This is a genomic window from Mycolicibacterium austroafricanum (genome assembly GCF_902705885.1).
GTDB classification, from domain to species: Bacteria; Actinomycetota; Actinomycetes; order Mycobacteriales; family Mycobacteriaceae; genus Mycobacterium; species Mycobacterium vanbaalenii_A.
Genome location: NZ_CACSIP010000023.1, coordinates 21,698 through 33,977 on the forward strand (window position 1 = coordinate 21,698; position 12,280 = coordinate 33,977).

At 66.2% G+C, this 12,280-nt stretch carries 13 protein-coding genes; 6 read left to right on the plus strand and 7 right to left on the minus strand.

The features are described from left to right. Window positions 1-31 precede the first annotated feature (31 nt). Window positions 32-1,339 carry a lipase family protein gene (locus BEMPMBAN_RS15645; protein ID WP_159231541.1) on the minus strand — a complete coding sequence of 436 codons (1,308 nt, stop codon included), beginning with the start codon at window positions 1,337-1,339 and terminating at the stop codon, window positions 32-34. Between the two features lie 662 nt (window positions 1,340-2,001). On the opposite strand from BEMPMBAN_RS15645, the gene BEMPMBAN_RS15650 reads away from it, so the two are divergent. Further along, window positions 2,002-2,628: a maleylpyruvate isomerase family mycothiol-dependent enzyme gene (locus BEMPMBAN_RS15650; protein WP_159231543.1), complete on the plus strand. Its 627-nt coding sequence runs from the start codon at window positions 2,002-2,004 to the stop codon at window positions 2,626-2,628. Window positions 2,629-2,859: 231 nt separating this feature from the next. After that, the gene (locus tag BEMPMBAN_RS15655) at window positions 2,860-4,308 is read left to right on the plus strand and encodes an alanine/glycine:cation symporter family protein (RefSeq protein WP_159231545.1); all 1,449 of its coding nucleotides are present in this window, start codon (window positions 2,860-2,862) and stop codon (window positions 4,306-4,308) included. Here the strand turns inward: BEMPMBAN_RS15655 and BEMPMBAN_RS15660 are convergent. Together BEMPMBAN_RS15660 and BEMPMBAN_RS15665 are read right to left on the minus strand one after the other, a co-directional pair. Further along, the gene (locus tag BEMPMBAN_RS15660) at window positions 4,292-5,446 is read right to left on the minus strand and encodes an MFS transporter (RefSeq protein WP_159231547.1); all 1,155 of its coding nucleotides are present in this window, start codon (window positions 5,444-5,446) and stop codon (window positions 4,292-4,294) included. The genes BEMPMBAN_RS15655 and BEMPMBAN_RS15660 overlap by 17 nt on opposite strands. Before the next feature lie 120 nt (window positions 5,447-5,566). Beyond that, window positions 5,567-6,235, minus strand: a complete 669-nt coding sequence (locus BEMPMBAN_RS15665; protein WP_159231549.1) for a DUF998 domain-containing protein — start codon at window positions 6,233-6,235, stop codon at window positions 5,567-5,569. A 48-nt stretch (window positions 6,236-6,283) separates the two neighbouring features. Between BEMPMBAN_RS15665 and BEMPMBAN_RS15670 the strand changes: the two genes are divergently transcribed. Further along, window positions 6,284-6,553, plus strand: a complete 270-nt coding sequence (locus tag BEMPMBAN_RS15670) for a YdeI/OmpD-associated family protein (protein ID WP_159231551.1) — start codon at window positions 6,284-6,286, stop codon at window positions 6,551-6,553. Between the two features lie 11 nt (window positions 6,554-6,564). Here BEMPMBAN_RS15670 and BEMPMBAN_RS15675 read toward each other — a convergent pair whose 3' ends face one another. Continuing rightward, window positions 6,565-7,983 carry an Nramp family divalent metal transporter gene (locus BEMPMBAN_RS15675; RefSeq protein ID WP_159231553.1) on the minus strand — a complete coding sequence of 473 codons (1,419 nt, stop codon included), beginning with the start codon at window positions 7,981-7,983 and terminating at the stop codon, window positions 6,565-6,567. Between the two features lie 101 nt (window positions 7,984-8,084). Further along, complete coding sequence (locus BEMPMBAN_RS15680) at window positions 8,085-9,224, minus strand: GGDEF domain-containing protein (RefSeq protein WP_159231555.1); 1,140 nt, start codon at window positions 9,222-9,224, stop codon at window positions 8,085-8,087. A 168-nt stretch (window positions 9,225-9,392) separates the two neighbouring features. On the opposite strand from BEMPMBAN_RS15680, the gene BEMPMBAN_RS15685 reads away from it, so the two are divergent. Next, the gene (locus tag BEMPMBAN_RS15685) at window positions 9,393-10,004 is read left to right on the plus strand and encodes a hypothetical protein (RefSeq protein WP_159231557.1); all 612 of its coding nucleotides are present in this window, start codon (window positions 9,393-9,395) and stop codon (window positions 10,002-10,004) included. A 5-nt stretch (window positions 10,005-10,009) separates the two neighbouring features. On the opposite strand, the gene BEMPMBAN_RS15690 is transcribed toward BEMPMBAN_RS15685, so the two are convergent. Further along, complete coding sequence (locus tag BEMPMBAN_RS15690) at window positions 10,010-10,204, minus strand: hypothetical protein (RefSeq protein WP_159231559.1); 195 nt, start codon at window positions 10,202-10,204, stop codon at window positions 10,010-10,012. Window positions 10,205-10,247: 43 nt separating this feature from the next. Next, window positions 10,248-10,400, minus strand: coding sequence for a DUF3072 domain-containing protein (locus BEMPMBAN_RS15695; protein ID WP_234897493.1), 153 nt, complete (start codon window positions 10,398-10,400; stop codon window positions 10,248-10,250). Between the two features lie 138 nt (window positions 10,401-10,538). On the opposite strand from BEMPMBAN_RS15695, the gene BEMPMBAN_RS15700 reads away from it, so the two are divergent. Next, a complete protein-coding gene (locus BEMPMBAN_RS15700) occupies window positions 10,539-11,474 on the plus strand; it encodes a LysR family transcriptional regulator (protein WP_234897494.1) in 936 nt (311 codons plus the stop codon). 109 nt (window positions 11,475-11,583) lie between these two features. Continuing rightward, window positions 11,584-12,240 carry a 3,4-dihydroxy-2-butanone-4-phosphate synthase gene (locus tag BEMPMBAN_RS15705; RefSeq protein ID WP_234897495.1) on the plus strand — a complete coding sequence of 219 codons (657 nt, stop codon included), beginning with the start codon at window positions 11,584-11,586 and terminating at the stop codon, window positions 12,238-12,240. The last annotated feature ends 40 nt before the right edge of the window (window positions 12,241-12,280 follow it).

Here is a 12,280-nt window from a genome sequence, read left to right on the forward strand (position 1 = left end):
TCGTTCCGGACGTCACATCCGAAGCTGAGGGCTAGAAGTGTCCGCAGTTGGGAGTTGTGGGTACACCGTTGAATCGGTCAGCGATCCATTGCATGGCTGGCTCGGCGTCGACGACCATGGGTAGCGCGTGGTTGATGATCAGCTTGTTGAAGATCGGCGGGCCTTCGTTGGTGCGGAACTCGACGTCGCTGCCTTTCGCGCACCAGTCCCGGCCCAATTGGACTGCGGGTGCGTAGGGCACCAATGGGTCGTATCGGTTGCTGTTGATCAGCACGGGGGAATTGGGTTTCAGGGCGCCTAGCTTCTGCAGGTCGAGAATTCCCCGGAACTGTGGGTCTGCCAACAGGTCCGGTATCGGCTGATTGAAGTAGGGTTGTAGGTGCCGGAACGTGAATTTCATGATCGATTCCGCAATGCACTGGTTCTTGGTCTTGTCGACGAAATCCTGACCGCGGGGGGTCAGCAGGGCCCGAATCTTGGGCTCAGCTTCGGGGTAGGCCTGAAATACGCTGTTGAGTGCGTAGCCGATCACTCCGACAAGGGCGCTGCCGTCGGCGTAGGGCAATAGTTCGGCCAGGTCTGCCGGCGGCGCGCCGGCGTAGGTGCCCACGATGTCCAGTCCCGGGGCGTAGGCCGGTGCCAGTTCTGCGGCCGACGCCGCGGCGCCACCGCCTTGTGAGTACCCCCAGAACGCGACGGGGCCGTCGGGCAGAAGTGATGTGTTCGATAGTTTGCGGGCGGCCCGTGCTGCGTCGAGCATGGCATGCCCCTGGGAGAGTCGGTTGACGTAGGTGTGCGTCACGCCGATGGTCCCCAGACCCTCGTAGTCGGTCATCACGATGGCGAACCCTCGCCGGACCAGGGTCTCGACGAACCCCATGTCATAGTTGACCATGAAGTCCAGATAGGGCGACCAGTGGATGCCTTGGTTGAACATCCGCGACGGCGCGCACTGATCGCCTTGGCCTTGCGTGCCCGGGCCGTAGACGATCAGCGGCCGCGGCCCCTGTCCGGGCCAGGGGGTGAACGGTTCGAAGTAGGTGCCGGTCACCACATTGGGTTTGCCGTGGGCGTCGGTACTGCGGTACATGATGCGCGTCCCCGTGGCCTCTATGACCCCGAGTTGACCTGATGGTTCGAGCACCAGCCGGGACGGTTCGGTGCGAATGAGTTCGCCGGGACCGACGGCGGGCAACGGATCCGGTGGTGTGTAGAAAGCGGTGTACTCGTCCTCGTTGTAGTAGGGATACCAGTCATCTGCGTGGGCCAAACCGGCTGGTAGACAACTGATGACAACTCCAACAGAGATGGCGACCAGCAGCGCCCCGACCCGAATCATTACCGGACAGTAACAAAGTGATTGTGAATCGGCTACGTATTCGGTACTTGACACTCCGGGGTGTAGATGTAATGGGAACGTCCGGGTCGGGCTGGCAAAGGCAGTTGTGCGCAGAGCGAGAAATCGATGCCTGATTGAGTGGAGCCTGTCCGGTATGGCTCGCCCGCGGTGTGCGTTTGCGCGCAGCGCGCCGGCCGAGCGGGGCTCTCCGGTAACCACATCCCCGTCGATGTAGTCCAAAACCAGTGGGCTGCTCGCAGCTCGCCACCAAAAGTATTTATGCGCAGGCCTGTTCGGACGCTGTACGGACTCGGATATGGATCATCGGACTCGGGCCACTAGCGTTGCTGCTCGGCAACCGGCTCACCTCCCTGACCCGATCACTGCGTGTCAGCAACGAAAGGTTCATGGCAGCGACCGGGTGGTGCCCCCGCTTTCCCAGCGTCCGCGAGGGGTACCTGGCGATGGCCGAAACCCCTGTGTCAAAGGACTAACCGTATCCCAACACTTGCGTTCGCCGGATTCCCTGTTCGGCGTCATGGCCGGATCAGTCAGCCGATGGCGACCACCGATGCTCGGAAGCGCCACCATTTAGAGATTGTCACGGCGCCTGTGCGGGCGCGGTTTCGACGTGCGCATCGGCGCTGGGCGACACTGGACGGGTGTGGAGCGTGCGTGAGTTGGCCCGAGCGCAGCGGTGCGAGTTCGCCGACCTTCTCGACGAGCTGACCGCCGAGCAGTGGCTCGCGCCGAGCCTGTGCGAGGGCTGGCGGGTGTGCGATGTCGTCGCCCACACAATCGCCTACCTCGCGCAGACTCGCGTCGGCCTGGCGGTGGAGATGCTGCGGGCGGGGGGCAGCGTCGATCGTCTCAACGAGCGCGCGCTCAAGGGCCTCCGCCGTGACGACCCGAAGGCGCTCGCCGAGTTGATGCGTGCGGGCGCGCAGCCCGCTGGTGCCGGTGCGCTGTACGGCTGTCGGGTGGCGTTGATCGAGTGCCTGATTCACCAGCAAGATGTCCGCCGGCCGCTGGGGCTTACCCGGGACATTCCCGCGCAGTCGCTGATGGTGGCGCTGCGGTTCGCTTGGTGGAGCCCGGTGATCGGAGGGGCGCGCCGCATGCGGGGACTTCGTGCGGTGGCCAGTGACCTCGACTGGTCGGCCGGCCGTGGTGCGCAGGTAACCGGACCGGGGGAGGCGTTGCTGTTGGCGATGACCGGCCGCGCCTCCGCCGTCGTGGACGACCTCGCCGGTCCCGGCGTCCAGCGGCTGCTGGAGCCCCACCGATGAGGGCGCTGGCTGCTGAACCGGAAGGACCGTAGTGCTTCAAGGGAAAGTGGTGCTGCTCACCGGAGCCGCTCGAGGAATCGGCGCCAGCATCGCGCGGGCTGTTTCACCAGCGCGCCGTACGGGAACTCGACCACCGCTGACCGAGATAGCTGCCGTGAATACTCGGCGACATCGCCGCGGGAGTGACACGATGAGACGACCGCATTAACCGAACCGACACCGGGAGTGGTCGTGGAGTTCATCCAGGAGAATCTGGTCGCGCCCGTCAGCGACCTGCTGTACAGCTACATCCTGGTCTATCTGCTGGTGGGCGTGGGCATCTATTTCACGGTGCGCACCCGCTTCATCCAGGTCCGCTACTTCACCCGGATGATCAAGCAACTCACCCACTCCCGCACCCATTGCGACGGGGTGTCGCCGTTCCAGGCGTTCTGCGTCGGGTTGGCTTCCCGGGTCGGCACCGGCAACATCGCCGGCGTCGCCATCGCGCTGACCATCGGTGGGCCGGGGGCGATCTTCTGGATGTGGGTGGTCGCCGCGATCGGAATGGCCACCGCGCTCATCGAGTCCACATTGGGCCAGATCTTCAAGGTCCGCGCTGACGACGGTTCGTTCCGCGGCGGCCCGGCCTACTACATCCAGCGCGGCCTGGGTTCCCGGGCAGGCGGCGTCGTCTTCGCTGTCCTGCTGATCTTCACGTTCGGCATCGCGTTCAACATGGTGCAGGCCAACGCGATCAGCGATGTCGTCAACGGCGCATATGCCGTCGACGTCCGATGGATCACCGCCGGTCTGGTCATCCTCGCCGCGCCGGTGCTGTTCGGCGGGGTGCGGCGGGTGGCACGGGTCGCCGAGGTGGTGCTGCCGCTGATGGCGATCGTCTACGCGCTGCTGGCGCTGGTGATCGTCGCCCTCAACATCGACTTCCTGCCCGAGGTGCTGACCCAGATCATCGGCGGCGCTTTCGGTTTGACCGAACTGGCCGGCGGCTTCACCGGCGGCATCGCCGCGGCGCTGCTCAACGGCGTCAAACGCGGTCTGTTCTCCAACGAGGCCGGTATGGGCAGCGTCCCGAACGTGGCGGCAACGGCAACCGTGTCGCATCCGGTGAAGCAGGGCCTCATCCAATCGGTGGCCGTCTTCGTCGACACCATGGTGATCTGCACCGCGACCGCGTTCATCATCCTGGTGTCCGGGCCCAGCGTCTACGACCCGGCGACGCCCACCCGGGTGGAAGGTGCGACGTTGACGCAGGCGGCGATCGCCGACAGCCTCGGTACCTGGACGGTGTGGTTGGTGACGGTGCTCGTCTTCGTCTTCGCCTTCTCCTCGGTGCTCGGCAACTACGTCTACGCCGAGATCAACTTGTTCTTCTTGGGCGCCGGACGAAAACTGATCAACGTGTTCCGAGTGCTGGTGCTGGTCGCGATCGGCGTGGGTGGCGTCTCGCAGCTGACCGCGGTGTGGGCGCTTGCTGACGTGGCCATGGGGCTGATGGCACTGGTGAACCTGGTCGCGATCGTGTTGCTCGGCAAGTGGGCGTTCGCGGCGATCAAGGACTATCACCGGCAAGTCGACAGCGGCGTCGATCCCGTGTTTGTTGCCGAGGAAGCCGGCCTACCGGGGAGCCTGGAGGGCGACATCTGGCAACGTGAAGCCAAGGTCAAGAGCGAAACCTGAGCGCAGCACGATAAAGCAGCAGCGCCATCCCGCTGAGCAGTGACATCGCGCCGGTCAGGACGAGCAGCGTGCTCAGTCCAAGCCCGGGGATCACCGCACCGGCAAGGGCCGGCGCTGCGACCGAGCTGACGGCCCCCACGACCAGACACGCCGTGAACGCCGCGGCCGCGCGGTCGGGCACCAACTCGGCGGTCCAGACGGCCAGTACCGCTGACCCGGTCATGTAGCCCATGCCGAAGATGCACGCTGAGGCCGCCGTCGTGATCACGGAGTCACCTGCCAGCCCCAGCAGGGCCAGCGCCGCGGCGACGATCAGTAGGCACAGCGCGGCGACCCTGCTGCTACCGAGCCGCTGTGCGGCGGCCCCGGTCGCCACACCCACCACGCCGGTGACGCCGATCGCCGCGTACAGCGCCGGCACGGCGGCGGCCGGAAGGTCACCGCGGTCGAGCGCGTCCGATGCGTAGGTGAAGTAGATGACGACGGCCGCGAAGTACACCACGGAGTAGCCGGCCGGAATGCGCAGCGCTCGCGCGAGCGAGGGGGCGTTGGGCCGATCGTCCGGGCGTGGGTCCGGTTCCGTGCGCGGCACCAACCGGAGGTTCACCACGGCGGCGACCACGGCGCAGAGAGCGATACCGACCCAGACCAGCCGCCATGAGCCCAGCGCCGCGAAGACCGCTAAGCCGCCCAGGACCACCAGTCCGCCGCTGGTGCCGGTCGTGATGATGGCCAGCGCCCTCGGCTGCTGCCGCAGGGGCACCACGCGCGTCACGATGTCCGAATACGGCGCCCAGACCCAACCGCCCGCACCGCCGGCCAGGACCGCACCCACCGCCAACAGCCAGGGTGACTGCGCGACCGCCACGATCACCGCGCCCACTGCGCCGCAGACTCCGCCGACGGTCGTCGGAGCGCGGGAGCCGTGACGGGCGGCCAGCGGACCGGCCGACAGCAGACCGGCCAGGTAGCCCGCGAACGTGGCACTGGCGACGAGGCCGAGCACCAACTCCGACAACCGCAGTTCCTGGCGGATGTCGGGCAGCGTCAGACCGTATGCGTAACGGGCCATCCCGAAGGCGACTCCGACCACCGCCGCCCCGGCCAGGCCGACCCGGCCACCCGCGGACAGCGTCATGAACTCTTCCTCATCCTGTGGCCAAAGAACCCTGGAGTCGGTTCTACCCTGCGTCGGAGCTCACGTTACGTCGACGGTGCCGGCAGCAGTTCGGGCGGGCCGACGAGATGACCCACATGGTCAGGGCTGGGTTGTAGAATCCGGTGCCCAATCCGTTGCGCGCGGTCGGCTGAACACCGTGACGCCTGCCAGCAACTGCCACCCGATGATCGTGTAGATCGCCACCCGCTCCCAGGCGCCGTCGCCGAAGACCAGGTGAGCGTCCAGCATGCTGTTGAGCAACAGAAAGCCGGCCGAGACCAGCCCGACGATTCCGAGGGCCACCCCAGACCCGCCGAGAACGCGAAATCGACTGCGGCGCAGGAAAGCAGCGCCGGCGCTGATGATGGCCAGATTGCCTCCGACGATCGCGGCCGTCGCTCCGGCGACATGCACGACCGCGCCGGTGTCGGCGCCTCCGCCGGGGAACAGGCCCACGGCTGCGGAACCGACACCGTAGATCAGAGCCAGGCCGAAGAACCGCAGTCCGCCGGGGCCGAGCCGCATCGCGGCGACCACCAGGGCGGCGGCGAGCGCGAACGCCGCCCCTTGCACAATGAACGCGCCGCTCATCCAGGAAGCCCATGGTGAGCGTGCCGGCTGGCCGAGGTCGCTGATGTAGTCCACGGAGTAGCGGTAGCCGGGAATCTGCCCGGCGACAACGGCTTCGGTGACGAGGTACCACGCACCCGCGATCACCCAGAAAGCGCCGGCCAGTCGAAGCGCCGGTGATTCCGCGGTGATACGCACCCCGACAGGGTGCCACGGCCGTGAGACCGGCCCGGCTATCCTGGGCTGGTGAGCAGCCAGACAGTCGCGGGCGGAGTGGTGCACGAGCTGCCTGCCGACCTGCACGAGGCGCTGAAGGCCAATGGCGCTGCGCTCGCGGCCTGGAACGACATCACACCGTTGGCGCGCAACGAGTTCATCTGCTGGGTGGAGGACGCCAAACAGCAGAAGACGCGAGAACGGCGTATCCGCAGAACTCAGGAAGAGCTCGAGGAAGGCCAGCGTCGGCCGTGCTGCTGGCCTGGGTGCAAGCACCGCGAGCGCACCGGCAAGGCCTGAGGTTCGAGACGTCACCCACCGATCAGACCCAGCATGTTCAAGAAGTAGAGAACCGCGAAGGCGGCGTAGAAGAGCCCGGCGAAGCCCAGCAGTCCGATCGAAAACCGGCTTGGCCGCAGGGCATCGGGGATGCGGCGATTGACCGCCAGCGTGGTCAGCACGATGAACGGGGTGTGCACGCTGGCGACGATTCCGGACGCCGACATGACGACGACGGGATCCTGCACCACCACGATCACGAGGGCCGGGATGAGGCTGGTGAACGTCACCGCGAACAGGATCTTCAGTGCTCGCGCGGTCCCCATGGATTCCGGGCGCCAGCGGGTGACGCGCTCTGTCCACGAGATGTCGGCTTTCTCGCCGCCGCCGGCGGCGGCGTTGCGGCCCGCCCTTCCAGACAGCAGCATCGTGATGTCGGCGAAGGCACGCGACCATCCGTCCTGGTTGGCCAACACGCTGCCGCCAAGCGCAACCACGATCGCGGTGAACATCAACCAGTGTCCGACGGTTCCCCACACCTCTGACAGCAGCAGCATCAGATCGTCGGCGACATCGATTCCCGACGGCACGATGCCGGCTGGCGCGAGAAGTTCGGCGCCGAGAACCAGGAAAGCCGTGATGATCACCGTTCCGGTGAGCACGCCGACCGCGGCCGTGTTCGACAGGGTGCCGAACCACGAGCGCAACCGCGCAGTCCGCCCTTCCGCGGATTCCGGCGACCCGGTGTCCGCCTGACCTTCGGTTGAGGTCATCCCTCCGCCATACCCGCGGCGGGCGGTCCAGTAGGAAAACCACACGATCCCCATCGACCCCGCGAGGATCGTCCCGACCCAGGGCAGGATGAAGGGCACGCTGAGGTCCGACGGGACGCCGGGTACCACTCCCGCTAGCGGATCTCCGTCGGCCTGGAAGACCCATGCTGCTGCCACCACCGTGATGGCCACCAGGACCAGCGCCAAGACCAGGGCCACCCGGGAAACGGCGGGGTAGCCACCGCTGACCACCACCGTTGTCGTGATCAGCAGCAGCAGCAACGACCACAGGATCAAGCCGCCCGGTAGGACCGATGCGAATGCGCTGCCCACCAGGGCGCTGAGTCCTCCCACCCCGGCCACGGCAGCAACAAGCTGCGGAAGCAGAACCACCCACAGCGCCCAATTTCGGGGACCGGGAAGCGTGGAGAAACCGTCCAGCAGCGTCCGGCCGGTGGCCACCGCGAATCGACCAGCCTCCCGAATCATCACCCACATCAGGACGGCGACGCCCCATAGCAGCCAGAGCAGTTCGTAGCCGTATTCGGAGCCGACCCGCGGGGTGAACAGCACGGAACCGGACCCCACCGCCGACATCGCCCACAAAAGGCCCGGACCCCACCAGCGCAGGCGGGCAACACCGGTGGGCGGATCCGGCACGTGCTGTCGAAGTTCCACAGCCTGTCGAGAGGTCGTCCTGTGCATATTCTTCAGCCTTTGCCCGCGGTCCACCGCGCTAAACCCGGGAGGGAGGAAACGCGGCTGGGGCCGGTGTGCAATCAGAGCTTGGGCGTCGGCCCGGACCCCATCACCGTGTTCGTGACGTCCGCCGGGGTAACCAGCATTCCGTGATGGTGAAAGCGGTTGCCTCCCGCTCGTTTTGCGCGGTACATCGCATGGTCGGCCACGATCACGAGGTGGGTGAGAAGCCGATGAGCGTCCCCGTCTTCCGTCGGAACTCCGGTCAGCGGTGCACAGACGGTACCGACGCTGGCGGTGATCGGAACGGGCAGACCGGCGATGGTCTGACAGATCCGGGCGGCCAACGGCGCCGTGTCGGGAGTGGCCGCCAGTGTCGCGATGAGGAACTCTTCGCCGCCGCTGCGGCCGATCACCGCGGTCGGGCCGGCCGCGACGGGCAGCGCGCGGGCCACGGTGACCAGTGCCGCATCGCCGACGTGGTGGCCGTGGGTGTCGTTGACCGCTTTGAAGTTGTCGAGGTCCAGCAATGCCACGAACAGGTAGTGGACGGTGTCGTCGCGCTCGGCGAGCAGTTCCAGGGTCGCTTGAAAGAACGCGGGGCGATTGAGCAGCGTGGTCAGTGGGTCACGCGCGGCGTGCACCAGATCCGTGCCCAGCGCGCGGACGAGGAACTGGATGGCCAGCGGCATCGCAATGTTGATCAGCAAGACCAGGAACAGGTCGACGACGGCCAGGGCCGGGTGCCCGGAGGTCGCCAGCCTGATCGCGGCGGCCATGGCGACGCCCGCGGCGACGAAGAAGTTGTAGAGGACCAGCGCGGTGGAGTGGAAGAACGCGATGTAGGCACCGATGATCGCGAACGAGATGCAGCCGTTCAGCGAGGCCAGCGGGGTGGGGTAGGCCAGGCAGGCCAGGGCGATCGCGCCGTTGGACACGACGGCGAACAACTGCGACTGGCGTTGCGTGGGCCAGCGCCAGGCCCACAACAGCACCCCGGCCACCCCGCCACCTATGGCGAGCCAGGTCATCGCGACCGGCACGGCCCCGCGCGGGCCGTCCGAGCTGAGCAACAGCACCAGCAGACTCAACGCCAGGGAACCCGCGATCAAGGCCATCATCAGCCGCACCGGGGTGGTCATGCCGCGGGCACGCAGGTAGCCGCTGAGCCAGTCGTAGTGGCTGGGCTGCAGCCACCGTGGACTCTGCCCTGCGGCCATCGTCATCCCCCCGGTCGGTCAGGGCTTCCACCATCTACCGCGCAACGCCGGCGTTCGCAGAGGCCCCGCAAACAACATACTGACTGCGGTGACATGTCGACGACACCAATTTCGTAGCGCCAGGCCGCTGGTTGGCGTTCATTTCGGGGTTTCGGGTATGAAGACGGAGTGCGTCTGGACGATCGCGCTGCGCTATCTGCGGGGGTGGCGGCTGTCCGCGCGACCGCCGGTGCATTGCTCGGCTGGCCCGGCGGCTTGTTCAGTGCCGAGGGTGAGACCTTCGACGCGACCTTGACCATCGACGACGACGCCCGCGTGCCGGGCTCGGTCGCCCTACTTCGCCCGGGATCCGTCCATGAGGCTGTTGTGCAGGTGGGTCCGGACCGGCGGAACTCCGCGGTCCGCAAACTGTGCGTGAAGATCCCGGACGCCTACGGTCGCGGCCGCGATCAGGACTTCCTGCTGGCGTCTTCCGGCGACGGCGCGCCACTGCATCACGCCGCGCTGCCGACCGATTCGGTAGCCGCGCTGTACTCCTCGCTCTGGCTCTACCTTGCCGGCCTGCAACCGGTGCTGTTCGGGGCGCGCACCTCGACAACCGGCCGTGATCTACGGTTCGGCCCCGGAGATGAATTGAGCTTCGCGCTCAGCCCCCCGCTCGGTGAGTTTCGTCGAATCGCGGCGTTGACGCTGGCCGAACCGCACGACGGCCCCGTGCGGTTCTCGGGCCGCAACAGCGGTGGCAACCTCTGGCCGTTGCCGCCGGTCACGTTCTACTGAGCCGGTTAGTCCGGTGAGCCCTCGGAGTCGTCGAAGAACGCCCAGTGCCCGTCGTCGCCGGACTTGACCTCCATCCGCCAGCCGAGTTCTGAGTTGTCGGCTTTCTGGTCGACGAACCAGGCATGGGCGTCCTCGGCGCTCTCGATGTCCTTGGTGTCGACGACGTCTCCCTTGGGATTCAGTACGCGGTATGTAGCCATGGGCCGCGTATTCCCGTTGTGCCGCAGTCGAAACTGACCCGACCTACTCGCCGCGGCCCGTCTGCTGGCGTAGATCGTCGATCAGCTCGGAGGCCTGTGCTTTCGTCGCGTCCTCGGGAACCTCTTGGTCGGCCTCCTGGGCCAGCGTGTGCAGATAGCTGCGCTGCGCGCCCGTCATGGGCTCGTCACCGGTCACCCACTGAGAAGGCGTGGGAGGCGTCTCGCAGCTGACGACGGTAAGGGCGCCGGCCGCGAGAGTGCCCTCCGACCGGCAGTCGCCGCTGCCGACGATAGTTGCACTGCCGAACTGATTGTTTTAGTACAAACTTTGCTTGTGGCAGTTAACAGGTCGAAACATCGTGACCTGAGAAACATCGCCGGTCTGCAGACGCTGGTGATGGTCAGTGAGCTGGGCAGTCTCACCGAAGCCGCCCGCAGACTAGGCGTGACCCAGCAGGCGGTATCGGCTCGTCTGCAGTCACTTGAACAGGCGGCTGGGCGGCCGCTTCTTGTGCGCGGGCCCAAGGGTAGGACCCTGACAGCGGACGGCAAAGTGATTGCTGACGTCGCGTTGGAGGTCCTGAGCGCACTCGAGCGACTGGACACGGTGGTCGACTGCCTGCACACCCAGCGGTATGTCCTGCGCGCCGCCGCTAGTTACACCGTCGCCGAGTACCTGATTCCTCGTTGGCTGATGCAGCTGTCTCTGACCCACGGCGCCGACAATGCTCAGGTGACCGTGGCGGCGGTGAACAGCGCGACGGTGTTCGCCGAGGTCCTGGACGGCCTGCACGACGTGGGGTTCGTCGAGTCGCCCGACGTACCCGCAGGTCTGCATCATCGGGTCGTCGGTCGGGACGAGATGGTCGTGGTAGTGGCACCGAACCACCCCTGGGCCGGGACTGACGGCCGCGCGGTCGGCATCGACGAACTAGCCGCGACGCCGCTGGTGTGCAGGGAGGCAGGGTCCGGCACGAGATCGAGTTACGAGCGGCTGATCTCCTCGCGTAACCCTCGTCTGGCTGTCGCGCCGCCGGCGATCGAGTTGCCGACGACAGCGGCAATCAAGAACGCAGTGCGGTGGGGATTTGCACCAGCCGTACTGAGTTTGCTGAGCGTCCGTGAGGACCTCGACTACGGCCGCCTTCGGCGAGTAAGAGTCGACTCACCCGCTTTTGTGCGCGACATCAAGGCAGTGTGGCCCGCGTCGGTGAAGAGCTTGTCGGCGCCGGCACGCCAATTGATCGAAGTCGCGTCGAGGCGGCACTGAAGCTGGATCTGAGCGCCGTTAACCAAGCCGTAACTTCTCCCGTGGTAGATCCGCGAGACCGCTGTGAGTATGGAGCGCGTTGACAGCCGCAACCGATAGGACGGCCAGTATGCAGCTTCAGATGTGTTCGTGGATAGACGATCTGGGAGGCGGTGCACCCATTGGAGATCCGTTGGGTGTGCTGTGTTGCAGCGCGGACGAGGCAGCCGATGTGTTCGCGGTTGGCGGTGCGGTCCTCATATGTGATTTGAGCGCAGGCGAACTAGTGGCTGAACTGTGTGTGCCCGCCGAGGGGCTCACTACCAAGAAGTCGGCATTCCTGGTGCGACACACCTCAGGCATCATGACAGCCACCATTGACACGGTGGCAGCACAGCGTCTCGACCTGCCCCCGCTCCGCCTTGACTTTGAGCGAGACGCAGGAAGGTTCTGCGTTGCCGTAGATGCGAAGTCGCGCACGACAGGCATTTCTGCACAAGAGCGCGCACGAACCATCACGCGGATCGCCGATATAGACGCGAGACCAACCGACTTTGACCGTCCGGGACACGTGTTGCCGGTGGTGACCGGCGGCGCGTTCGCGGGAGCGCGATGGACGCGCTATGACGCCGCGGCTGCCCTCAGCCGTCGCGCGGGACTGAGCGGCGTCGTGGCGAGCGCTCCTCTCGTCGATGGCCTGGGCGCAACTGCGGTCCCATTCGTAGCCGACTTCGCGCGGGCTCATCAGATGAATCTGGTGTTTGCGAATCAACTGAAACCGAATTAACGCGTTTCCACATCTGTCCGTCAACGGCGATGGCCGGAAC